Annotated in this window: 18 protein-coding genes and 3 pseudogenes; 5 read left to right on the top strand and 16 right to left on the bottom strand. The window is 33.6% G+C overall.

The window, feature by feature from the left end:
- Window positions 1–20 precede the first annotated feature (20 nt).
- From MHI04_RS10285 to MHI04_RS10265, 5 genes are all read right to left on the bottom strand, one after another.
- A complete protein-coding gene (locus tag MHI04_RS10285) occupies window positions 21–1,079 on the bottom strand; it encodes a Ger(x)C family spore germination protein (RefSeq protein ID WP_089932215.1) in 1,059 nt (352 codons plus the stop codon).
- A complete protein-coding gene (locus tag MHI04_RS10280) occupies window positions 1,057–2,148 on the bottom strand; it encodes a GerAB/ArcD/ProY family transporter (RefSeq protein WP_058843117.1) in 1,092 nt (363 codons plus the stop codon). Before MHI04_RS10280 ends, MHI04_RS10285 begins: the two co-directional genes overlap by 23 nt.
- Window positions 2,145–3,461 (bottom strand): spore germination protein, encoded by a 1,317-nt coding sequence (locus MHI04_RS10275; protein ID WP_342503835.1) that lies wholly within the window; start codon window positions 3,459–3,461, stop codon window positions 2,145–2,147. The genes MHI04_RS10280 and MHI04_RS10275 overlap by 4 nt, the downstream gene beginning before the upstream one ends.
- Before the next feature lie 318 nt (window positions 3,462–3,779).
- Window positions 3,780–4,226, bottom strand: coding sequence for an HTH domain-containing protein (locus MHI04_RS10270; RefSeq protein ID WP_058843116.1), 447 nt, complete (start codon window positions 4,224–4,226; stop codon window positions 3,780–3,782).
- A 541-nt stretch (window positions 4,227–4,767) separates the two neighbouring features.
- Window positions 4,768–5,661, bottom strand: a complete 894-nt coding sequence (locus MHI04_RS10265; RefSeq protein WP_089932218.1) for a TetR/AcrR family transcriptional regulator — start codon at window positions 5,659–5,661, stop codon at window positions 4,768–4,770.
- A gap of 666 nt (window positions 5,662–6,327) precedes the next feature.
- Between MHI04_RS10265 and MHI04_RS10260 the strand changes: the two genes are divergently transcribed.
- On the top strand, window positions 6,328–6,726 hold the full coding sequence (locus tag MHI04_RS10260; RefSeq protein ID WP_036122512.1) for a hypothetical protein: 399 nt from the start codon (window positions 6,328–6,330) through the stop codon (window positions 6,724–6,726).
- A gap of 526 nt (window positions 6,727–7,252) precedes the next feature.
- Window positions 7,253–7,408, top strand: a pseudogene (locus MHI04_RS10255) (alpha/beta hydrolase); the annotation flags it as partial.
- 129 nt (window positions 7,409–7,537) lie between these two features.
- On the opposite strand, the gene MHI04_RS10250 reads toward MHI04_RS10255, so the two are convergent.
- Window positions 7,538–8,062 (bottom strand): carbon monoxide dehydrogenase, encoded by a 525-nt coding sequence (locus MHI04_RS10250; RefSeq protein WP_342535664.1) that lies wholly within the window; start codon window positions 8,060–8,062, stop codon window positions 7,538–7,540.
- Between the two features lie 980 nt (window positions 8,063–9,042).
- Here MHI04_RS10250 and MHI04_RS10245 point away from each other — a divergent pair.
- From MHI04_RS10245 to MHI04_RS10235, 3 genes are all read left to right on the top strand, one after another.
- Complete coding sequence (locus MHI04_RS10245; RefSeq protein WP_342535662.1) at window positions 9,043–9,183, top strand: hypothetical protein; 141 nt, start codon at window positions 9,043–9,045, stop codon at window positions 9,181–9,183.
- Complete coding sequence (locus MHI04_RS10240) at window positions 9,134–9,637, top strand: hypothetical protein (protein WP_342535661.1); 504 nt, start codon at window positions 9,134–9,136, stop codon at window positions 9,635–9,637. Before MHI04_RS10245 ends, MHI04_RS10240 begins: the two co-directional genes overlap by 50 nt.
- Before the next feature lie 775 nt (window positions 9,638–10,412).
- Entirely contained in the window at window positions 10,413–10,703 is a 291-nt protein-coding gene (locus MHI04_RS10235) for a DinB family protein (protein ID WP_249645746.1), read from the top strand.
- 375 nt (window positions 10,704–11,078) lie between these two features.
- Here MHI04_RS10235 and MHI04_RS10230 read toward each other — a convergent pair whose 3' ends face one another.
- The 10 genes and pseudogenes from MHI04_RS10230 to MHI04_RS10185 all read right to left on the bottom strand — a co-directional run bounded on the left by MHI04_RS10230 (window position 11,079) and on the right by MHI04_RS10185 (window position 21,184).
- The gene (locus MHI04_RS10230) at window positions 11,079–11,687 is read right to left on the bottom strand and encodes a YpjP family protein (protein WP_036122522.1); all 609 of its coding nucleotides are present in this window, start codon (window positions 11,685–11,687) and stop codon (window positions 11,079–11,081) included.
- A 453-nt stretch (window positions 11,688–12,140) separates the two neighbouring features.
- Complete coding sequence (locus MHI04_RS10225; RefSeq protein ID WP_051891652.1) at window positions 12,141–13,346, bottom strand: MFS transporter; 1,206 nt, start codon at window positions 13,344–13,346, stop codon at window positions 12,141–12,143.
- Window positions 13,343–14,158: an ATP-binding cassette domain-containing protein gene (locus tag MHI04_RS10220; RefSeq protein WP_051891653.1), complete on the bottom strand. Its 816-nt coding sequence runs from the start codon at window positions 14,156–14,158 to the stop codon at window positions 13,343–13,345. The genes MHI04_RS10225 and MHI04_RS10220 overlap by 4 nt, the downstream gene beginning before the upstream one ends.
- On the bottom strand, window positions 14,155–15,015 hold the full coding sequence (locus MHI04_RS10215; RefSeq protein ID WP_058843109.1) for an ABC transporter ATP-binding protein: 861 nt from the start codon (window positions 15,013–15,015) through the stop codon (window positions 14,155–14,157). Before MHI04_RS10215 ends, MHI04_RS10220 begins: the two co-directional genes overlap by 4 nt.
- 16 nt (window positions 15,016–15,031) lie before the next feature.
- Window positions 15,032–15,838, bottom strand: a complete 807-nt coding sequence (locus MHI04_RS10210; protein WP_036122528.1) for an ABC transporter permease subunit — start codon at window positions 15,836–15,838, stop codon at window positions 15,032–15,034.
- Window positions 15,838–16,776 (bottom strand): nickel ABC transporter permease, encoded by a 939-nt coding sequence (gene nikB / locus MHI04_RS10205; RefSeq protein ID WP_101966620.1) that lies wholly within the window; start codon window positions 16,774–16,776, stop codon window positions 15,838–15,840. Before nikB ends, MHI04_RS10210 begins: the two co-directional genes overlap by 1 nt.
- 5 nt (window positions 16,777–16,781) lie before the next feature.
- Entirely contained in the window at window positions 16,782–18,383 is a 1,602-nt protein-coding gene (gene nikA, locus MHI04_RS10200) for a nickel ABC transporter substrate-binding protein (RefSeq protein ID WP_101966619.1), read from the bottom strand.
- 634 nt (window positions 18,384–19,017) lie between these two features.
- A pseudogene (locus tag MHI04_RS10195) lies at window positions 19,018–19,161 on the bottom strand (GTP-binding protein); the annotation flags it as partial.
- A 177-nt stretch (window positions 19,162–19,338) separates the two neighbouring features.
- Window positions 19,339–19,461: pseudogene (gene rpmG / locus MHI04_RS10190) on the bottom strand (50S ribosomal protein L33); the annotation flags it as partial.
- A 643-nt stretch (window positions 19,462–20,104) separates the two neighbouring features.
- Window positions 20,105–21,184, bottom strand: a complete 1,080-nt coding sequence (locus MHI04_RS10185; RefSeq protein ID WP_249645773.1) for an EAL domain-containing protein — start codon at window positions 21,182–21,184, stop codon at window positions 20,105–20,107.
- Window positions 21,185–21,415: the final 231 nt, after the last annotated feature.

Genomic DNA, 21,415 nt, shown 5'->3' with positions numbered 1-21,415 from the left:
TTCCTTATGCCACAAGATAGCTATGAGTCTACACTCACATTCACCTGAAAATCCACCTTCAAGTAAGGATAAAAGCCTTCTCTCCAGTTCCTTAGTTCTTGATAGGAGAGCTGATCACGAAAGAGTTGTCCAAATCCGAAAATCTCCACCCCATTTGCTTGGGCTTGTTCAAACATATCATAAAACCGTTTTTCCATAAGCTTTGTTAGCTCTTTCATAATTTGGTCATTTGACACATCTTTTTTTCTCTCTAAAATATCGATTTTTAATTTTAAATGACTTGCCACAACGGGTTTATTGTTCTTCAAAGAGGCTTTATTTTTAAGGGAACTGTTGACCACCATAATACTCGCTAAATCAAGGCTTTCGATTTTCCCCTTTGCATTCGCGTTTTGAAATAGCTTACTTAGCTGGCTTTCATCTGAATTAATTCTTGCCATTAATTCACCATTTTTCAACACCATAGAGCCTTCATAGACTAACACTGTATCATTTCCAGCACGAACAACTGGAACTGTAATATCTTTTGTATAAGAAAATAGACTTCGGTATACTTCCCAAATATGAATGCTTGTTATCTCAGGTGCCCACCCTGCCCCTTTGTTAAAGTAATTGTAAATGGAAGTCGCATTCACCCCTAATTTATCGTTAATGTTGGAAAGGACTTTGTCGATTTTATCATCAGTTATGGTTAACAATGCTCTCGAAGGGATTTCTTCCGAATCCATTAAAAATTTTATGAGCTCCCTTAATTCCGCTTGATCGGCCGCCAAGTTGCTTTGAATGACAATTAATTCTATATGGGAGTAATCCACTGCTTCTTCAGAGTTTGTACGAACTTCCCCTAGCACCTTTAAAACCGTATCTGCTTTGCCTGTTACAATTCTTGATACTTCATTTTCCTTTTGTGTAATGGGGATTTGCAGCGTCACATGATAGTCCTCATTCTCCTTAGCAATACCTATAACCAAAGGTAATAATCTTTTATCGATATCTTTCACATCCCAGCATCCGCCAAGAAAAGGTAATAGCAAAAACATACATATAATGAGCATGCTACAAGGATGATTTTCTTTCATCGTTCGTCACCTTTCTCTTTATCACAATGCCATAGATATATACCGTTACAGGGATCATAAGCATAAAATAAACTTGAGCCCCTCTATTCAACAAAATCAATGTATTTGTCCAAACTTGATTCGGAATAAATAATCCTGCAGTATATCCAATAAGTGAAAAGATCATAATCCACCATGCTGATTTTACGTGAAGCCTGCTGAATAATTTCTGCATAATTTGACTAATCATCCAAAGCATCACAGCATTAAAAATTAACATAAAGCCAATTGAAGAAATACCAAAGAACATCGTTTGGCGGTTAAAAGCTAGCCAACGAATATCAACTGAGTCCACCGCTACTACAAAGGGTAAGGACATGGTAACAACTGTTTCTTGTCCAAAAATAAAAAGTGGTATATAAACAAAGGCTAAGTAAACCATGATGACAGAAAACCAGGCTATAAAAATATCTCGAAATACCAATGGTTTTTTAGAAACCATAAATCCTAAAAATAAAAATGCTGAAAATCCAATGAGATAGTAAAAATGGATATCTAGTAAGAACTCAAACGATGAATTTCGTATTGGGAATCCATTATGAAAATCAAAATTTACTATGGAAGAGACAATGATAAACAGTATGAAAGGAGTAATCATAAAAAAAATAAATACGGAAGATCGCAATATTGTCCCTAAGCCTTTTGTTGCCGTATAAGCCGATATAAAATAAAGCAATAAGGCTATTGGCCAATGCGGTGTTCGTAATAAAAATAAAGAATTAATTACCTCTGTATAGGTACGGATATTAAGCGCAACAAGTACCGTTAAATTCAGGACAAATGGTAGCAGGATGATGAATGCAACCAACCGTCCCATTTTTAAATAAATATCAATAATATCTTGATTAGGAAAAAAATTCAAACCTTTAATGTAGAGTGAAATTAACATTAATTGCAATACACCCTGACACAAAATGACTAACCAATGCCCCGCATCTGTCAACGAATAGATGAGATCAGGGTAAAGCAGAAAACCAAAGCTTAAATGGATAATAAAAAAAACTATACCAATTTGAAACCTATGGGTCACTTAGTATCTCCTTCTCTTTTCAAGCGAAATGTCGTATACGGAATATGAAATGAAGTTAAACTCGCCAAATAAATGCCAGTAAGTGCTAAACCAGTAAATATACCAAGAATGCCGAAAATAGATGCTAAAATTAAAATAGGATATTTTAATAAACGAATGTATAACGAATTTTGAATACCTGCTACGACCGAGCTTGAAATAACAATGGCTGTAATGACAATTACTAATAAGGTACTGACTAATTTCGCTTCAACCATTGCTTGGCCTAATATAACGCCTCCTACCATTGAAATGGTCGGTCCAATACTTTTCGGCAGTCTTACAATCGCTTCTAATATTAAATCAATTAATACGACCATGATGATCGTTTCAAGCAAAGCAGGAACAGGAATCCCTTCTCTGCTTTTTGCCACAAATAATGCAAGATCAAATTTGAATATCTCAGGATTGACAGATACTAACGCGACATACAATGCTGGCAGAATGAGTGTCAGTATAGCGCCTACGACCCGAAGAACGCGAAGCATAACTGATAGCACATACGGGAAGTTTCGATCATTCACAATACTAAACATATCTGGCAATAGATGTGGAAAAACTAGGGCGAAAGGGTAATTGTCTAAGAAAAGGACAATTCTATTCTTTTTTAATGCATGAATGGCTTGTATCGGCACTTCTGTCGGGAAAAAATGACTAACAGGACTCCCTCTCCGAACACCAAAATACTTGTTCAAATCATCAATGGATTCAATATCCGTGTCAATTTCTTTTAACTGCTGATTGACTTTTTCAATAAGATCACTTGATGCTCTTCCATTGATATATAACATGGACAAATTACGTTTTTCTAGCTCGCCCACTTGAAAGGTACAATGAGAGAGCCTTGCCGTTTTCAGCCTTTTTCGAATAAGTCCAACATTTACATGAATATCTTCAACAAATGCATCCATAGAAGCTTGAATAGGGCTTTCATTTTTCGGTTCTTCAATACTTCTTGTTAAATTGATGGAAATAGGATCAACTATCGCATTTTGGCGTCCTCCTTGAGATAAGACGATCAATTTCCCCTCCAAAACAGCATTGACAATTTGTTCAATATCCATATCAAGTTGATCACTAAGGTTTGTAAAAAGCTCCCCTACTGAGGCAGATGAAGCAGCCATTTGCCGAATGTATAGATTGGACTTGGCAAAATCAATCAATGTTTTAAATCCCATAAGATAGATGGTTGTTTGATCTATTAGCTCCTCCTCCACGAAAAAATCATCATGATCTGCAAACTTAGAGCTCAGTTCCATCATCATATTCTCCATTAGAGTACCCCACGATCAATCAAATTTTCTTTTATTTTGAGAGTTAAACGATATTTTTATACAAAAACTTATGTCTACATTCAATATACAGAAAGCGCCTATAACTATTATGTCGGAAACAACAAAAAACCACTCTTCAAGGAGTGGTTGTCATCGCGAGACTAACGGGTAGGATTTCGATATATAAATATCATCCGCTAATCTGTATACAAAGTTTGTCTGTCAATACACCATTTTGCATTTCGTCATAATGAAATGGATAATAATATCCTTCTATATCTCTTCTGGCAATTCCCGTGTAAAGGCGATGTGGGCTTATTAGTTATGTAAAACAAAATATAGCAGAATCACATTCACACATATTTTCAATTCTGCCTCTCTATCCATTACTTGTGCTTGTCTAAAATCGTTGAGTTCCTTTTCTTCTACATGAATTATTTTTGCGATACTTGCTGTTGAAAACATGTAATCCTTAACGAGATCATTCAAGAGCAATGTTGCTCTTTCTTTTGCATCAAAACCTTGAAAACCAAAACATAACTTGGCTAATTTATGCTCTATTATTTCCTGCTGGTCAGTCGTAATATTCCCCTTACCATTTAGCAAACTTTCCAGCTCATTTATCGGTAAATCAACTATTTTGGAAAGCTGAAGATGATTGAAATTAAATTTTCCAGCTACTTCTTGTAGTTGTTCTTTCAGGTAATCAAATCGGGATATATTCGTGATAAAAGATACTTCTGCCCTCTTCTTAAATTCTGGCATCGTCCTAACTCCTTTACTTTTAGTCATATCCATTATATACCACGTAAAAGTGGGGCAATGCATAAAATCAAGACGCTATTTAATCGAGAGCAACAGCGGAAGTATTAATAGAAAAATAGAGCCAGTAACTAAAATGTAAGTTATTTTTCTAGGTAGTTTTTGTTGCTTTGGGCCATCATAAAAACCTGAAAATTGTAGTTTATTACGATAGAGGACAAACAATAAAAAATATATGGCGATTCCTCCTAGCCAGCCTCCGTAAGTACCATCGACATTTATTCGTAAAGTAGTATAAATAAGCCTTACGCCTCCCCACAGCAAGCATCCAAAAATGAGAAAAATCAAAACAATTCTTATTAATTCTAACAATACTTTTATTGTGGTTAACCATAATCCCCTTACTTTCATCACGACCTTTCTACATAAAGCTGTAATGTAAAATGCAAATAATATTTCCTGAATTAGTAATTGCAACGCCCTATTAATTTGGCCATGGATAGACGAAAAAGACCAACTTTATGAGAAAAAGCTGGTCTGGTCATTATGCTTTGTTTGGACTTTTCATATAAAGCCAGCAAAGATTAGCGATTTCTTCCGCTTCATATTTATAAATTGTGTCAGAAAAAGAACTACGAAATGGTTGGATAATGAGTTCTAAAACGCTTATGCGCGGCTTTTCTCTACTCATTTCATCCAAAAGCAACGTCGTTAGTTCCGTTGATTTTTGCTGAAGCTCAACCGTCGATATTTTTTTATAAAACAGTTCTAGTTTCTTTTGAATTTGATCGTTTGTGATCGGCTTGTACGCTGAATCCATTTCAAGCAAATACATATCATTTGGCTCTAATAATATTTCTCCACTCTCAATCATTTCTGGAAGAAAACTTTCTACATACTTTATCGATCTGTAGACTACCTTTTTTATATCAATTGTTGTCTTAGTTGCTAAATTCCAATAAAAGGATATATACTGGAACGTACCAAAAAATATGATTGCACACTCATAATAATAGGGCTTTCCATCCTCCCCATAAATATCATAAAATCTATTTTTTAGCCATGTGATTTCATAAAAACGGTGTTCAGCAAGAATTTTTTGCAACTCTTCATCATGCAAAAAAGAGATTTCTCGAAATAAAGGCATTAAGTTATATTTTTCTTTAATCCTTAAGGAAGCGATTAATTGTTCAACTAAAACTTCTATATCATCTATTTTCTTGCCGACTAGAATTTCCTCTTTTAAAACATTTCTTTCTAGACGATTTTGTTCGAGCACAGCTGAAAGACATTCATTTTTGGATGAAAAATAGTTATAAAATGTCCCCTTTGAAATATTGGCTTTATCTAAAATATCTTGAACCGATGTGTGCTGATACCCTTTTTCAGTAAATAATTGCAATGTTGCTTCGATGACCACTTGCTTACGATCTTTCATACATTTCTCCCATCTCAAAACACAATAACGAATATATTCCAATTATACTAGTAAAACAAAATTTCTCAAAATCTAGCATAAGCTCTAACATGAATGCTACTAGGAGACAATTTGAGAAATCAAGGCACTGACTCCAACAGTATGAGTTAAGCAAGTGGAATCATGGATGCATCTGTTGTACTCTGCAATCGCTTGCTCGTATGCCTTCATTTTATAATTTTGACCACTAAATAAGCTGCTGTAATTAACACTTGATTACTTGCATCCCTCTTGATTTCGTACATGGCTATCTTTGCATGAATATAGCTACTATTATCACCCATAAATGATCTGTAGTAGCTACCTGTTATCCTTTTAACACCATTTTGCTCTCCAGTATGTTATAATGTTATATGACTAAACCAACAAAGAGCATTAACCGATTTGAGCTGTAGCGTGTAACAACGCTACAGCTTTTTAATTTTAGACAGATTTTTTACTCATCATTGGCTCACCACCTGTAATACTAAATATTTTTAAATGCACATTCTGTTCAAAGTAGTTCACTCAATCATTTCTTTCAACTTCCTCTCTAAACAAGAATCATCAAGGACAGTGAAGAAGTAATAAACGAATAAAAAATTCATAGTATAGTAATAATGCCAAAATATAACAAGGGGTAAGACTATGAGTATTGAATTCATCACACTAGCACCAACATTATTGCATGTGTTTAAAGCGGGAGAGTCGAATCCCAAAAAAGAAAGGCGCATTGTTTATGGGCAAGCTACATCAGACGCAAATGGTATAGCTACGTTTTATTTTACAGACAATGCATTAGCTAATGGCAATCCACTATTATCAACGATTGACTATGCCGTGGCAAGTGTATATTCTACAAATTCATCGATAAATGCAAGACCAAGAGTACAAATGAGAGAAAAGAATAGTACTGGAAAATATGTCTCTGCTAATATTACAAATATTAGTGGTGTCACAGTATTAGGAATTAGTGTATTAGGTTCAGAAAATCCAGTAAGTGGCGTTATTGTAGATTTTATGGTTTTAGGTAGTTTTGAAAGTTAGGAGAATGCGATGAGTTTGTAAGACTTCAAGCTGTAGCCTTTGCAAAAGCTATAGCTTTTTTCACGTTATACCCAATGAGGTGATATTATGGAAAATCTGTAGAGCTTGTAGTAGTAACTCTTTTGCAACTGGTTAGCTTGGTCATGAAAATTATCTTGCGATAGAAATGTTAGACCTATAAGATCTTTAATTGCTTCGGGCTCCCGACTTATTTTGTTGTTTTGCAAAAATTGTGGTGAAGTGTCTTGATTTAAAGTAGCCAAACCTGAAATTCAGCTAGCAAACCTTAAGCATTAGCAATTCCAACAGAGGCAGCTTCAACCGAATTTAAACATTAGGTATGATGCAGCATTTAAAGTAAACCTCCCTCCCCCTCCGTTTACACTAATTCTCAAACCAGATGAAGACTAAGTATACTGTTATTACAAATTAGACGCTCAAAATTCATATAGTAGTTTAATCCATTATCCATTACTGAACATTTGGAGGACTATCAAGAATTAATTTTCAAAAGATAGAAAAATTAGTGGATGGAAAAAATATGAATGTTTTGATTCAAGGACAAGGCACAGAAACAGTCGTGCTACTACCAGGTTTTGGGACAGGAACACCAGCACTTGATTTTAAGCCGCTAGTAGAAGAGTTATCGCCATTTTACAAAGTTGTAATGATTGAGCCTTTTGATTCTACTTAAAACGAATAGTTTTATACCAAAAATAACCAAATGAAGTAATGTTATGTTCGATAATAAACGATGTAGATATTCCTCAAAAAACCAGGTACACAAGTAGTCCCTGGTTTTTATTTAAAGCTAAATTGAATTTGCCATTTCAACAAGTAACTCTGGTTTGATGGAATCGGTACCTTTTTTATGAATGCCAAACATATACTGCAAATTATTTTTTTCAAAGACAAAGAACTTATATATTTGATGTTCAAAATAAACTCCTTTACTACCATCTTTGAGTGGATAACTTTCACCTTCAAAGTCCAATTTATGTTTTAAAGACCGAATATCAATTTTAAATATATTCTCTTTTATATGTTCATTTACAAAAACTAAGTTTAAAGTGGTATTCAGATTATATTCAGAATCTACATAAAATTTACCGAATTTGTGTGTAAATGAAATGGTAGAAGGAATTGTTGGTAACTTTACTTCAGTTTTGTAGTATTTTTCAAACGCATGAACAGCACTGTCAAGGGATTTATATCCTCCTTCAGAATATTTATCCACTAAAGAGGACGATTGAGTATTTGCATAAACATTAACACTAAAGGTAAAAATAAAAATGCAACTAATTATAAATAAAATATTACAAACTATTTTAACCATTTTGCTACACCCCAATCAATAAAATAAAGCATCAATCTCTGAACTGTTTTCAATAAACCTCCCTTCGATATTTAGTATTTCAATAAAAGTATGAATTATTTAGCTGTATTACAAAATATAATTGAAAAAGGATCTAAGTTCACTAACACTCGAACTTAGATCCTTACTCTTTATATTTATTGGGAGACTGAACCTCTTCCAGTACATCTTTCCTTAATTGATGTATCACTACAATATACTTTCACCCTGTAATTACCAGAACTTGGTACAGTCCTATATTGAGTATCAGTGAAATATACTTCATCTCCTATATTATTATTATTAGAATCTACCAATTGAGTAATAAAGTTAAATTGACCTGTAGATTCATTATTAACCGCTAATTTTTGTCCTTTCTGAGCATAAACATACTCTGAAAAGTCAACTGCTTTAATTTTTCAAATTGGTATGTATGCTCTTTTTTCTACTTTTTTCAGAGATGTTTACACATGTAGAAACAAGCTACTTTATTTTAATAATCCTTTGACATCTATCACTCTATTAAATCTTAAATTCTAATAAAAACACTCCTTTTCTCAAAAAACTAGACTTTGACTCTTCTTGTCTACTTTTAATTTTACTACCTGCTTATGTAAAACAGAAACTTTATGTTACACATATTTAATAGAAGAGAATAAACTTCATAATATAAAAGAAAAACATTTGGAATTTATATAGAAAACATTCATTTTAATGTTAAAATTTTCTATGAATGGTTTATGTGTATAAACTGTTCCCGCAATATCAGAAAAGAATGGGGGTCTTAAATGAAAAAATCAGTCCTACTTAGAATATTGGCATTGATAGCCGTATTACTAATCTTTTTTTCAGATGGGATACAAACCTATGATTTTCTCATCCTATTGTTTGCTGTTTTCTTTATAGGTACGCCGTGGTACAAATTTTTCAAAAAGTAAATTTAAAGTTAGAAGGATTAGTAAATGAAGAAAAAATTAATCCTTTTTGAAATGCTTATGCTTTTAGCATTTCAACCCCTATCTGTAAATTTAGGTGCTTTGGCTAAAGAAACAAATGAACATAATGATTGTAAGTTGTTCACAACAAGCACCTTTGCAAATTGAAAAGAATGGTTTTCTTAATAACTCAGTAGTCGTAAATGAAGTAAAAGAGGATTTAGATATTGCAGAGAAGTTCACACATAGTGAATACAGTAGAGAAGACTTTGATTGGCAAAATACTGAATATATGGATTACGGTAAGAATAAAGATGGTTTGATGATTCCTTATAAAAAGAACAATGAAAGTTTTGATATACGATTACTGACTACTTATGATAAAACAACTGGTGAAGTCGGTGAATTTATCATAATGAAATCAACTCTAGATGTAGAGAATGATGAAATCAATGTTACTTATGCAACATTAAATAACGAAGACATGCTTGGTATGACTCTTGAAGCAAGTACAAATAAGGTAATTGATAAACATGTTTATTTCGATGAAAATTCAGAAGTTTCCCTTTTATCAACTAATAGTGCTAAAGCAGGTTATTGGAGTGATTCATGGGAATGCTAAAAAAACTATTGGTATGATGCTCCTGAACTAACAAAACAAATATGTAGTGCTGCATGTGCGTCAGTAATATTTGGTGGAAATGTTGTAGGTGCTGTTGCTTGTGCTAGTTGTTTAGGTTCTCATGTTATGGTATGTCTAATCCACTAATAATTTAATAAATGTAAAATCCCTTCTAAGGACGTTTAAAACGTATTAGTGGGGATTTTTTTATATAGAGTTCTAAATAGTGCCAATAAAACAGAGTGCTGGTTTTTATAATAATGTTCCATTTGCTATCCTTCATCCTCAAAGTGCGACATTAAACTATTCAAATTCATTTACTCCTATTGGCAACACAATTCTCCTAGAATGCGTAACTTAATTAGAGACGTCGCTGTCTAAAGGTGTTCTACCATACGGTGGTTCTACTATAGGGAAACTCCACCAGAGACACCTCCATCATCTTTGCACCATTCTTTAATTAGTTTTGACTCATTTGCACCTTCTAATTCTCCCAACCTTTTAACAGCTTTGCAATAAGCAAAGAAAGTATTATAATCATTGAATTCATTCGATTTATGTTTAGAGTTTTTCAGTCGTATTTAAAATTACCTACTGATTTCTCAGTCAATCTTTCGTCCAATTATTTACACCTCACTATGTCACATTTTCTTTCGATTGATCATTCCAAATATTTAATTCTCCAGCCATATACTTCTTGAACTATGAAATAAAGTATTTTTATAATTTCTAAAAAGCCTTCTTATCAATTCATTTATAATAAACATATTAATAAGTGAAAGGATGTATTTATTTGCTGCTTCCATATCGTAATGATCTTAGAAAAATTTTGATACCTTACCTAAACAATCTTGATGAGGAATTTTGGTTTAAGAAACCAGATTTCTATCCAAATAATCTAGCTTGGTTAATTTCTCATATATCAAGTAGTGAAGACTATTGGGTGAATGAAATTGGACTTAAAAAAAGTTGTATTTTAAATCTTAACGATGCTTGTTCACCTAAAGATATATTAGATAGCTATATTCAAATTAGAGACATACTGATGACATATTACATATATTAGGAGATTTGCAACTCAATAAATTAGTCGAAATTCCTAAATTTTCAGATGGATGGATGCCACCTTCAGTACCTACACTAAATTGGCTGTTTAATCATGTGTATACGCATGAAGCATATCATGTTGGACAAATCTCGCTTATCGCCCGCATTAATGGATTTCAAAAGGCATTATTTTAACGATGAAATCATCACTTTAGATTTCATTTAAATCTAAGGAAATCAAAAAATGATGATTTTAGGGTACATATATTTCATTACCTCCCCCACTCTGTATATCTCTAAAAGACTATGACAAAAACATTTACTACAAACGTTGATATATCAATGTTTCCAAATAAAAAAAACACTCGCATTGTAAACGAGTGTTTCACATCTTTTATGACAACCACTTCGGTGGTGTGTTTTTTTCCCAATAGATATCGCCAAGGTTGTGGTGTACCATGAATTCGTCCTCGGCACTGTGATAGTGGAAGTTATAGTAGTAGCCTTCCTGTGGTCTTTTTTCTGTACGCACATGGAAACGGATTACATCTGCTCCGGTTTCATTGTTAATGACATTGAAAATTTTTTCACCATAATGACCACTTGGCTTTTCAGAGATTGTTAATGATGCAGCGCTTTGATCGCCAAGATTAGCCACTGTCATCGCAATTGCTTCCTCCATTTTTGGGAAGATGATGCTGTCGAATTCATTGCTAATTTTCGGACCGACTTTTGTGCCAAATTTTATGTACGATTGCTCTCTTGCTGCATCTAGGAGTAAGGCATTATAATCGATCTCTTCTTCTTGAATTTGTATCTGTTCGTCTTGATAATCATCATGCTCAGCAGCAACAGCAGTGCTTGTCCTCGGTTCAGGGCCGATGGATGCACGGTTCGAAGGATTGTGATCAAATGCTTCCCAAATTTCATGTGTAGGCGTTATTAAACCAAATGTTAAAAACGCAACCATGATAACTATACTTTTTTTAACCCACGTTTTCATTTTTTGTCACCTACTCTTTATGTACAAATTGGTAATTCTCCTATTATTATATACGTTCTCGCCATTAAAAGGTTTCATATTTCTATAATTCATTGTACAATATTTATGAATAATGTGTCGGTTTTTTAAAGGAGGTACAAATCATGAGCATCGTAATGGGTATTGGTCTTTTATTAATGTTAGGTTACTTATCATCTTTATGCTTCACGGACTAATTTTTTTATTTTGTAATATGTACCCTACAAAGCCCTCAAAAGCCTGTTATATGCAGTCTTTTGGGGTTTTTCATTTTTCTTTACTAGGTATGGCCCTTAAATAGCACCCATCTGATCATTCATTCTTTCAACCATCCTAAAAAATATCAGTTCCTAATCAATCTTAAATTAAATATAATGATGTTGAAGCGAAGTCACGCTAAAAATGAAGGTATTTTGGACATTCTCATTGACTTCTTTACTTGGACCTTTGAAGGGCATCACAATGTTCTAAGTTAGTATATTCTCCACTAGCAGTTAAATTATATATAATTGCCAATAAACCAATTACTGAACATGCAGAAAACATCATTGGATATGAACCAAATTGTACGATAATACCCATTACCATCCCACCTAAAGAAAAACCTAAGTCATACGATGCTAAAAATAACCCTAATAATACATGTTTATGTGACTCCGGAATTGCAAAAGAAATGTATGTGGTTAATGTAGGATATAACATCGCTGCTGCTATTCCATTAAATAAAACACTAATATAGACAAACGATCCGATAAGAGGAAGTGCCGCTAGCATCGTTGTCCCAATAATAGAGCTACTCAATATAAGGGTTATGAAACCTGGATGCCACTTTCCATCAGATGGAATATATTTTCTAAAAATAAATCTACTCCCTACAACAACTAGAGCCTGCAGAAATAAATAAAGCCCAACATTCCCTGTATTTGTAGTTAAAAAGTACAGAGGTAAAAATGTCGAGATTGCCCCAAATATACTTGCACCTATAAGCATTACCCCCGAAGAAACGATTAACCCTTTATGCGCACGAGCTAATTTCATTCCTTTTCTCATATCCTCCAAGGTGAACGATACATTTTCTTTTTTTACTTTCGGTAATGGTGATCTAATGAAAAACATAAGAGGTGCAAAAGCTAAGCAGGTAATAAAAATTAATAGCCAAGATACATCTCCTTGAACCCAGATAACCATTGCTAATGCTGGTCCATATAACCCTGGCATGACACTTGATAAAGAATACATTGCCATACCTTGTCCTCTATCTTCATCTCGTAAAGTCTCCGTGATACCCATTTGCATCGACATGGAGAAAAATGCCGTCACGATTCCTTGCAAAATGCGCACAACATAAAGACTTTCAACACCAAGCGATACATACAAAAGGAGTGCTGCTACATGCCCTAGTAATAAATATTTCATTACTGTATGGACACTGTATTTTGATACCATTTGACCAGCCCATGGACGTAACACCATACAAACAAACATATAGATTCCCATCATCAGACCGATTTCTGCCTCTTTCATTCCGTGATTAGCTGCCTGCAAAGGGAATATGACAGTTAATACAGAATTAGCCGTAAAATAAAAAATTGCCAAGCCGTAGTTTTGTAGCATGCTAAAAGATAATGGACTTACTTTCATAATTCCAACTCCTCTTTTAGGTCCAATTGGTGGTGAATAGAATCGATTTTAAGTTGTGAATCCAATAATACTTTTGTGGCCACATGTTTTGCATTCTCTAACTCATCTATCAGTAGTTGTTCCACAATTCTTCCTTTATGCATAATCGCGATTTCATCTGCCAAAAGTCGAGCTACATGTATGTCATGGGTGATAAAAAAGTAAGTTAGTTTTAACTCGTGCTGTAATCGTTTGAGTAGTTTTAAAATACTAATTTGCACCAAGACATCCAAACTATTTACTGATTCATCTAAAACAATCAATCGAGGTTGTGTGGAAATCGCACGTGCAATTGTAATTCGCTGTAATTGTCCGCCACTGAATTGCTGAGGATATTTCATCATATCCTCTTCTGACAGACCAACCATTTTTAGTAACTTTCCTACACGATCCTCTATTTGATTTATATCTAGCTTTTCATATACTAGTATTGGTTCCACAATAATGTCTCTGATTTTAAGCTTAGGATTTACTGCACTATGACAATCTTGAAATACCACTTGTAACGATTGTTGCAATCGTTTTCGTTCATTTATAGTTGTTTTATGTACATTTATCCCATTAAATAAAATCACACCATCATCTGGCTTTTCAATTCCAAGTATCATTTTACCAAGCGTACTTTTTCCAGAACCGCTTTGTCCTAGCAACGTAAAGCAACTGCCTTCTTTTATATTAAGCGACACATTTTCTACTGCCTTTACCATCGAATTTTTCTTCCTAAAAAATCGTGATTGACTATAGCTTTTAGATACTTGCTGTACTTGGATCATCTGTTTGTCCCCTCCATTCTCACCCAGTGGTTCTGATCATATAAGACAAGCTCTCCTGATACTGAACCTTCATACTTATCAGCAAGCTCTTCTAACTTACTATGCTCATCTCGTGCTGCAACAAGCGTTTGAGTGTAAGGATGAATCGGGTGCAATAAAATATGGGAAGTGGGACCTTGCTCAACTACAATCCCTCTTCTCATTACAACTATTTCTTCTGCTAAATTTGCAATAACACCTAAATCGTGCGATACAATCAACATCGACATTGCCGTTTTCTCATGAAGTTTTTTTAATTCCTTTAATATTTCAAGTTGTGTCATAGTATCTAGTGCTGTGGTAGGTTCATCAGCAAGTAATAGCTTTGGCTCAAGGCTTGCTGCAATGGCAATCATGATACGCTGAAGCATTCCTCCGCTTAGTTCATTTGGATATTTGTTTAAGATCTCTACATTACCTAATTGAAAAAGTGCGAGCTGCTCCTTTGCTTTCTCAATTGCTTCCTTTTTAGACATTTTTGTATGTGCTTGAAGCGTTTCAATGAAATGTCCACCAATCGACACAATTGGATTAAACATGGACATTGGATTTTGCATAATGAGCCCAATTTCCTTTCCTCGCACCTCACGCATTTTTCTCTCCTCTATCGAAAGCAAACTCTTTCCATCAAATTCAATACTTCCCTTTGCAGATCGCTCTTTACGGTAAAGATTTAAAATCGTCGAACATAATACAGATTTTCCGCTACCACTCTCCCCAATAATTCCAACAACCTTGCCTTTCAGAACTGATAAGCTCACTTGATTTAGCACCTGTTTATTATGGATAAATACAGTTAAATTTCTAATCTCTAACATATTATTTCACCTCTTCTCACACTGATTTTGGATTAAGTAAATCTCTTAACGAATCACCAAATGCATTAAAAGTTAATACAGTTATTGAAAGCATTACACCTGGAATGATCATTAACTCAGGTTTTATCATTAAGTATGTTTTACTCTCACTAATCATCATGCCCCATTCAGCTGTTGGAGGCGTTATCCCAAGTCCTAAAAAAGACAACTCTGAAATCATTAATATCGTTGAACCTAAACCGATTAGCTTTAGTAGAAGCATTTGCGGAAATACAAACGGTACGATATGACGCCACATAATTTTCAAAGTCGGGACACCGCAAATTTTGGCATAAACCACATAATTCGTTTCTTTTAAACTCACAACCATATTCCGTATAACTCGTGCAAAGCCGACCCAAATTACAATGACAATTGCAATTACTAGATTTCCCATCCCTGCTCCAAGTGCACCAACAATAATAAGCGCAAAAATAAAATTTGGAATTGCGAGCAAAATATCGCATAGACGCATTAAGACTAAATCAATCCAACCTCCAACATAGCCTGCAGTTATACCAACGACCATACTAATTAGTAGCGTGACTAGTAGTACAATGAGTGCAACAAATAACGACACTCTCGCACCTTCGATTAACCTTGATAAAACGCAACGTCCTAAATGATCTGTCCCAAGAGGATATTGTATTGAAAAACCTTGTAGCTTCATGGCCATATTCGGTAAATGAGGATCATTTGGCATAAGCAATGGTCCAAATATCGCAACAAAAAATAGGATGCTTACAAGAAACGTACTACAGTAAAATGCCCATTTTTTTCTCATCACAATTCCTCCTTTAATCGAATTCTCGGATCAATAAACGCACATATTATATCCGCTAAAAAATTAATGATAATGTAGAAGAAACCAATAATCATAATGAAACCTTGCATTACGTTATAATCTCTCGCTGTTATTGCAGTAACAATATAACGGCCTATGCCGGGTATAGAAAAAATAATTTCAACTATTGCAGCCCCACCAATAAGTACCCCTAATGTCATCGCAAGTGAAGTTATAAATGGTGTCAATGTAGCTTTAAAAATATGCTTACGAATAATGACTGACTCACTTATACCTCTAGCACGTGCAAACGTTATAAAAGGCTTATCCATTTGCTCAATCATATTTGTACGAATCATACGAATGTAAAATGGTACATTGGCCAAAGCTAAAGTTAATGCTGGTAAAATGATTGCATCTAAATTTCCCCATCCCATAAGTGGAAGAAGATTAAGCTTAAAAGCTACAACATAAATCAGAACGAAACCTAGCCAAAAACTAGGCATCGAGGCAATGAAAAATATAGTCATTCTTGTTAGATTATCAAAAGCAGAGCCCTTTTTTACTGCACTAAAAATCCCAAGTGGAATAGAAATAACTAATATTAATAGAAAAGCTACGAGCGCCAACTGAGTTGTAACACCAAAATAGGACAATAATTCCTCACTAACTGCGTTTCCATTCATATATGAAGTTCCAAAGTCGAATTTTAATACTCCACCAAGCCATGTTACATATTGTGTGAGCAAGGGCTTATCCAACCCTTGCTCCTCTCTTGCTTGCTCTAGTATTTCATCTGTTACTGGAATATGGTTTGCCATATAATATGACTCTATCGGATCACCAGGCATAATACGCATGAGTGAAAATGCAATTAACGTTAAACCAATCATTGCTATAGTCATACTAAAAAAGCGGTTTAAAAAGTACTTTGCCATTATTATCACTTCATCTCATATAAATTAATTGGTACCTCAAATTGTTGAGGAGAGAATTTGATTTTTTTGAATACATCATTTGCCACAAGATAATTTTGCTTATATGAAATTGGTATAAAGATAGCCTCTTGCTGAATTGTTTGGATTATACTTTCATATAATGAAGCCCGCTCAGTTACATCTGTAGATCTAATAACACGTGTAATTTCCTCTATAAGTTTGTCACTCGAATCTGTTCCCATAATGGAATAGTTACCAATTTGTTGCTCTCCTGTCATAGTACGTATATACATATGAGGATCATAAGGTGCGCCCCAAGTATCATTCATTACTATGTTGTATTCACCTGCTTTTGTTCGCGCATAATACACTTGATTATCCTCGGCTACCAATTTCACATCCGCACCAACTTCTTTCCAAGCTCCTTGTAAATACTCGTATATTGCTTTATGAATTTGGTCGCTTGAATTGTAAGCCATTAGTAATTCAAGCTTTTCACCATTCTTTGAACGAATCCCAGTTTTTCCATCAACTATCCAGCCAGCTTTATCTAGAATTTTTTTAGATTTTTCTACATCAAAATTATATTCTTCAATTTCAATATCACTATATGGGAATCCTGGTGAAAATAAAGAGTGTGCCTCTTGCTCCATACCACTTAAAATATGATCAATAATAGTTTGTCGATCTAGTGCATGTTGAAGCGCCAATCGTACCTCTTTATATTTAGTTACACCAAAAGTGGTATTAAGAGATAATATACGAGTTGATAGAGGGTCTGAAACTTCAGTCAAATACTCGTCATTCTGTCTCAATGTGGTAAACTCAATTGGAGTAAGTTGGGAACTTCCGAAAATTAAATCAATTTCACCATTTTCTAAAGCCATCATACGCATCTGTGAATCAGCAATATATTTCACTTCTACTTTTTCAATCGAGGGTTTTTCTCCCCAATAATTTTCATTTCTCGTAAATACAGCATGATTTTCATCTGCTTCATTTAAAATCCATGGCCCTGTACCAATTGGTTTCTTGATTCCATCTGCTGTATTGCCACTGTCTGGAAATCCAGCGTCACCTAACATACGTAATGGACGAATTAAAGCCAACTCCTGTAAAAACGGATAATATGATTCTTTTAATGAGACCTTTATTGTTAACTCATCAATTACTTCAACTTCATCAATAACTGTTACTACCTCTAACCAACTATGCGCTAAACTATTTCCGATAACTGTCTCAAAATTACGTTTAACGTTATCTGCTGTTAACATAGAACCATCAGAATATACTACTCCTTCTCGCAAATGAAATGTATATTCCTTACCATCCTCAGAAATATCCCAATTCTCAGCTAATCCTGGAGATATTGTCCCATCATTTCCATAAGCAACTAATGGATCATATAGCAGCGCCTGTGCAAACATTTCGTTTGGTGAATATAAATGAGGGTTCGCCTCTCCTATATCTGACGGCCAAGACATTTTCAATGTATTTTTATTAACACTACTTTCTTCACCAGCATTGGGTGCTGTATCATCGCTACAAGCTACTAAAAAAAGTAAAACAAATAATGGGATAAATAAAAAATATTTTCTCTTTAACATGTTTAGTCTCCTTAAATTCATAGTTATTCCATTTAATTGATGCTAAAATCAATCCACACAAAAAGAAGTAATTTCTAATCTGATTTCTTTTTATAAATAATGTTATTTATTCCTCCCTCCTTCAAATTCACAAAAAGTAATGATTACGCTTTGAACAGGTCGCTCCACCATTATAAATAGTAATGATTACTATTATCAATATTTTTTTATTTATTTTCATTCTACTCCAAACACCCAAAGTCTTTATGTTTCTGTATTTCATTTATTAATCTTCCAAAAAACAAACAAATAGGCCCATTAGACATTTCAATTAGTATCTTCTATTCATGATTTGACTGCCTCTTTTCAATAAGTATTACCTTTAGGCCAAATTCCTTCATAACATTTCTCGCAATACTACTGGGAACTTTATTTTATTTCTATTTCATAATCTTTTTATGTACCTCTCTTAGACTGTTATTTCACTATTAAGCTAAATGTAAATATAGAAAAATTACTCTATTTTAAAATGGGTATTTTACAATGGGAAGCAGTTCATAGTCTTAATAACAGAGGATTCTACATGGATCTCACACGATTCCAAAGCTTAATGATATGAGGGATATAAAAGTAAGATGAATGCTATCTAAAAGTAATCGGCATCAATGTTAATTTCACTCATATCATTTACAATGACTGCCATTTTTAAATCTTTTGTATTCGATAACAAATTATTAAGTATTGTTGTTTTACCAGCCCCTAAATAACCACTTAATGATGTAACTGTGATTTTATCCATGTTAAAACTAATAAATAGTAATCATTACGATTTGAAACATATTTTAGTTAATCATATTTCTAATCATATTGCAAGTATTTTTTAAAATTAAAAACACTTTTAGAAGACTCGAAAATTACTGACGAATCTTTCTAAAAGCGTTTTTACTTTATTATTTAGTTTCTCGGCGAAACGTACACGTTTTAGTCGGGGAGAATACTTTTTTAATTCTAATCGTTCTGGGTTATTTCGTTTATTTTTAGTCGTAATACAATTTTTATCACCTGTTTCTGTACATGCTAAAGTAATATTGACTCTCATTTCTAACACTTCATAATTAGTAATGATTACGCTTTGAATGGCAGTTCATTATAATTACTTCGTCAAGGGATCTAATTTCATATTTCATAAAATTTATCAATTCTTATTGGAATTGATGGATGTTTCTTATTAATTTTAGATCAGTCACTTATTTGAATGATAAGCTAACAATCCATATAGATTTTGATAAATCCCTTAAAATAACCTCATAAATAAAAAGGTTATTTTATTAACTTACGCTTTTCTCATCATAAATACACAAAAATATTAGAAATGTTTACGTTATTTGAGAAAGGAGTTTTCTTATTTCAGAAAAGCGCCCTAGTTGTTTTATCGCTTCCTCTTTCGTTAATGTCTCTGCTTCTGCTTTGTTAAAAATGACTTGTACCTTCTCTTTTGAAATCTCATTAGCGTTAGCTGGTTACTCACTTGATCTACCACAAATTCACTACTTCCAATAATTTGAGTTGGGGACTTTGCTGCAAATGCAGAAAATATAGTATCAAAAGTTGTAGCAACCAATCTCATGTTCTTTTTATAATATTTCATTTCCTTTTAAGGTGTATTTTGTCTTACAAGTTAATCCTATATGTGCAGCTACACTGGAGATTGTCTGGAGTTCCCTTTTTGCTTCATAGTTTGTCTATCTAGTGGCATTCATAAATAGCATCAATTCATTTATAGTGAGGGGTTTAGATACGTAATAGCCCTGTATTGAATCATATTCGGCCTCTGATATGGAATTAAGCTGCTCAACGCTTTCTACTCCTTCTATAATCACTTTTAAATCTAGTGTTTTGATAAATTTTGTAAGCAATGCAACTACCTTTTTATTTGAGTTGCCCTCAATAAACAATCTATCTAATTTCACCCCATCTAGAGGAAACAGCGAAATATATTGAAAATTGGAATAGCCAGAACCAAAATCATCAATTAATAAAATATGACCACGTTCACGAATAATTTTTAAATTTTCTCTCGCCTCAATTCCCATTAGGGTTTCCTCCGTTAATTCAAAAGCAATTCGTTTATTGTTCGTAAAATTAATGTCATCCAAATGCTCCATTAGCCAAGTGATATCATTGATTAATGAAGCGGTTAAATTAATCGAGACATAAACTATTTCATTATATCTTTTCAACAAATCAACAGCTTTATTAATAATATTCTTAGTTAACTTTATCAAACTCTCATTATCTAACATCGGAATAAAAACACCTGGTGATATGGAACCTAGTTCTTCGCATTTCCACCTGCTTAGTGCTTCAAAGGATAATTGCCTATCATTGTGCAATATGGGTTGGAAAACGATTTCAAACTCTTTCGATAGTAAACATTCCTGTGAAATGGGTGCTTTTACAGCATAACTATCCTTATTTTGCGAATAGACTTGTCTAACGTAATTTAACGCTGGAAGCCTTCTATCTTGTACATATAGATAGTGTGTCCTTACATAATCAATATGTGATAAATCATTAATAATGGAAAGAGCCTGCGACTGAACATTACAGACTACTATATATTCCTTATCAAATACTCTGTAACATTCAACCTCTGTTTGATACATTGCTAATTCTCTCTTAACCTCATCTATACAATTAAAAGTATCTACATTATGCCAACTTATGATTGTAATATATACTAATGCGAAAGATTTTTTATTTTCAATACTCGTCAATACAAACTTACGATTTGATTCAAATTTTGTTATCCCAGTCTCCATCCTAATTCCTCCAATTATTATCAAAAAATTACTATACATATAATATATTTTATAAAGTGAATCTGTAGTTGGCGTGTATTGAATGTGAAGTTTATGTGGAGCACTAATAACTGGTTAAAAGTGGATAATTCAGCTCTTTTACTTGCACAAAAAAAGAGCTAACAAATCACCACTTCAAGAAATTTGCTAGCTCACTATATTTAGTTTAAATGGCTGCCTTTACAACCGTTA

Source organism: Lysinibacillus sp. FSL K6-1151 (genome assembly GCF_038630755.1).
Classification (GTDB): Bacteria; Bacillota; Bacilli; order Bacillales_A; family Planococcaceae; genus Lysinibacillus; species Lysinibacillus fusiformis_D.
The sequence above is the reverse complement of the archived record's forward strand: the minus strand, read 5'-3'. Positions and strand labels throughout refer to the sequence as shown.

What these genes read in the sequence shown, in the direction of transcription:
- MHI04_RS10285 (WP_089932215.1), bottom strand. Translation starts at nt 1,079, where the DNA reads ATGAAAGAAAATCATCCTTGTAGCATGCTCATTATATGTATGTTTTTG.
- MHI04_RS10275 (WP_342503835.1), bottom strand. Translation starts at nt 3,461, where the DNA reads ATGGAGAATATGATGATGGAACTGAGCTCTAAGTTTGCAGATCATGAT.
- MHI04_RS10270 (WP_058843116.1), bottom strand. Translation starts at nt 4,226, where the DNA reads ATGCCAGAATTTAAGAAGAGGGCAGAAGTATCTTTTATCACGAATATA.
- MHI04_RS10265 (WP_089932218.1), bottom strand. Translation starts at nt 5,661, where the DNA reads ATGAAAGATCGTAAGCAAGTGGTCATCGAAGCAACATTGCAATTATTT.
- MHI04_RS10260 (WP_036122512.1), top strand. Translation starts at nt 6,328, where the DNA reads ATGAGTATTGAATTCATCACACTAGCACCAACATTATTGCATGTGTTT.
- MHI04_RS10250 (WP_342535664.1), bottom strand. Translation starts at nt 8,062, where the DNA reads ATGGTTAAAATAGTTTGTAATATTTTATTTATAATTAGTTGCATTTTT.
- MHI04_RS10245 (WP_342535662.1), top strand. Translation starts at nt 9,043, where the DNA reads ATGAAGAAAAAATTAATCCTTTTTGAAATGCTTATGCTTTTAGCATTT.
- MHI04_RS10240 (WP_342535661.1), top strand. Translation starts at nt 9,134, where the DNA reads ATGAACATAATGATTGTAAGTTGTTCACAACAAGCACCTTTGCAAATT.
- MHI04_RS10230 (WP_036122522.1), bottom strand. Translation starts at nt 11,687, where the DNA reads ATGAAAACGTGGGTTAAAAAAAGTATAGTTATCATGGTTGCGTTTTTA.
- MHI04_RS10225 (WP_051891652.1), bottom strand. Translation starts at nt 13,346, where the DNA reads ATGAAAGTAAGTCCATTATCTTTTAGCATGCTACAAAACTACGGCTTG.
- MHI04_RS10220 (WP_051891653.1), bottom strand. Translation starts at nt 14,158, where the DNA reads ATGATCCAAGTACAGCAAGTATCTAAAAGCTATAGTCAATCACGATTT.
- MHI04_RS10215 (WP_058843109.1), bottom strand. Translation starts at nt 15,015, where the DNA reads ATGTTAGAGATTAGAAATTTAACTGTATTTATCCATAATAAACAGGTG.
- MHI04_RS10210 (WP_036122528.1), bottom strand. Translation starts at nt 15,838, where the DNA reads ATGAGAAAAAAATGGGCATTTTACTGTAGTACGTTTCTTGTAAGCATC.
- nikB (WP_101966620.1), bottom strand. Translation starts at nt 16,776, where the DNA reads ATGGCAAAGTACTTTTTAAACCGCTTTTTTAGTATGACTATAGCAATG.
- nikA (WP_101966619.1), bottom strand. Translation starts at nt 18,383, where the DNA reads ATGTTAAAGAGAAAATATTTTTTATTTATCCCATTATTTGTTTTACTT.
- MHI04_RS10185 (WP_249645773.1), bottom strand. Translation starts at nt 21,184, where the DNA reads ATGGAGACTGGGATAACAAAATTTGAATCAAATCGTAAGTTTGTATTG.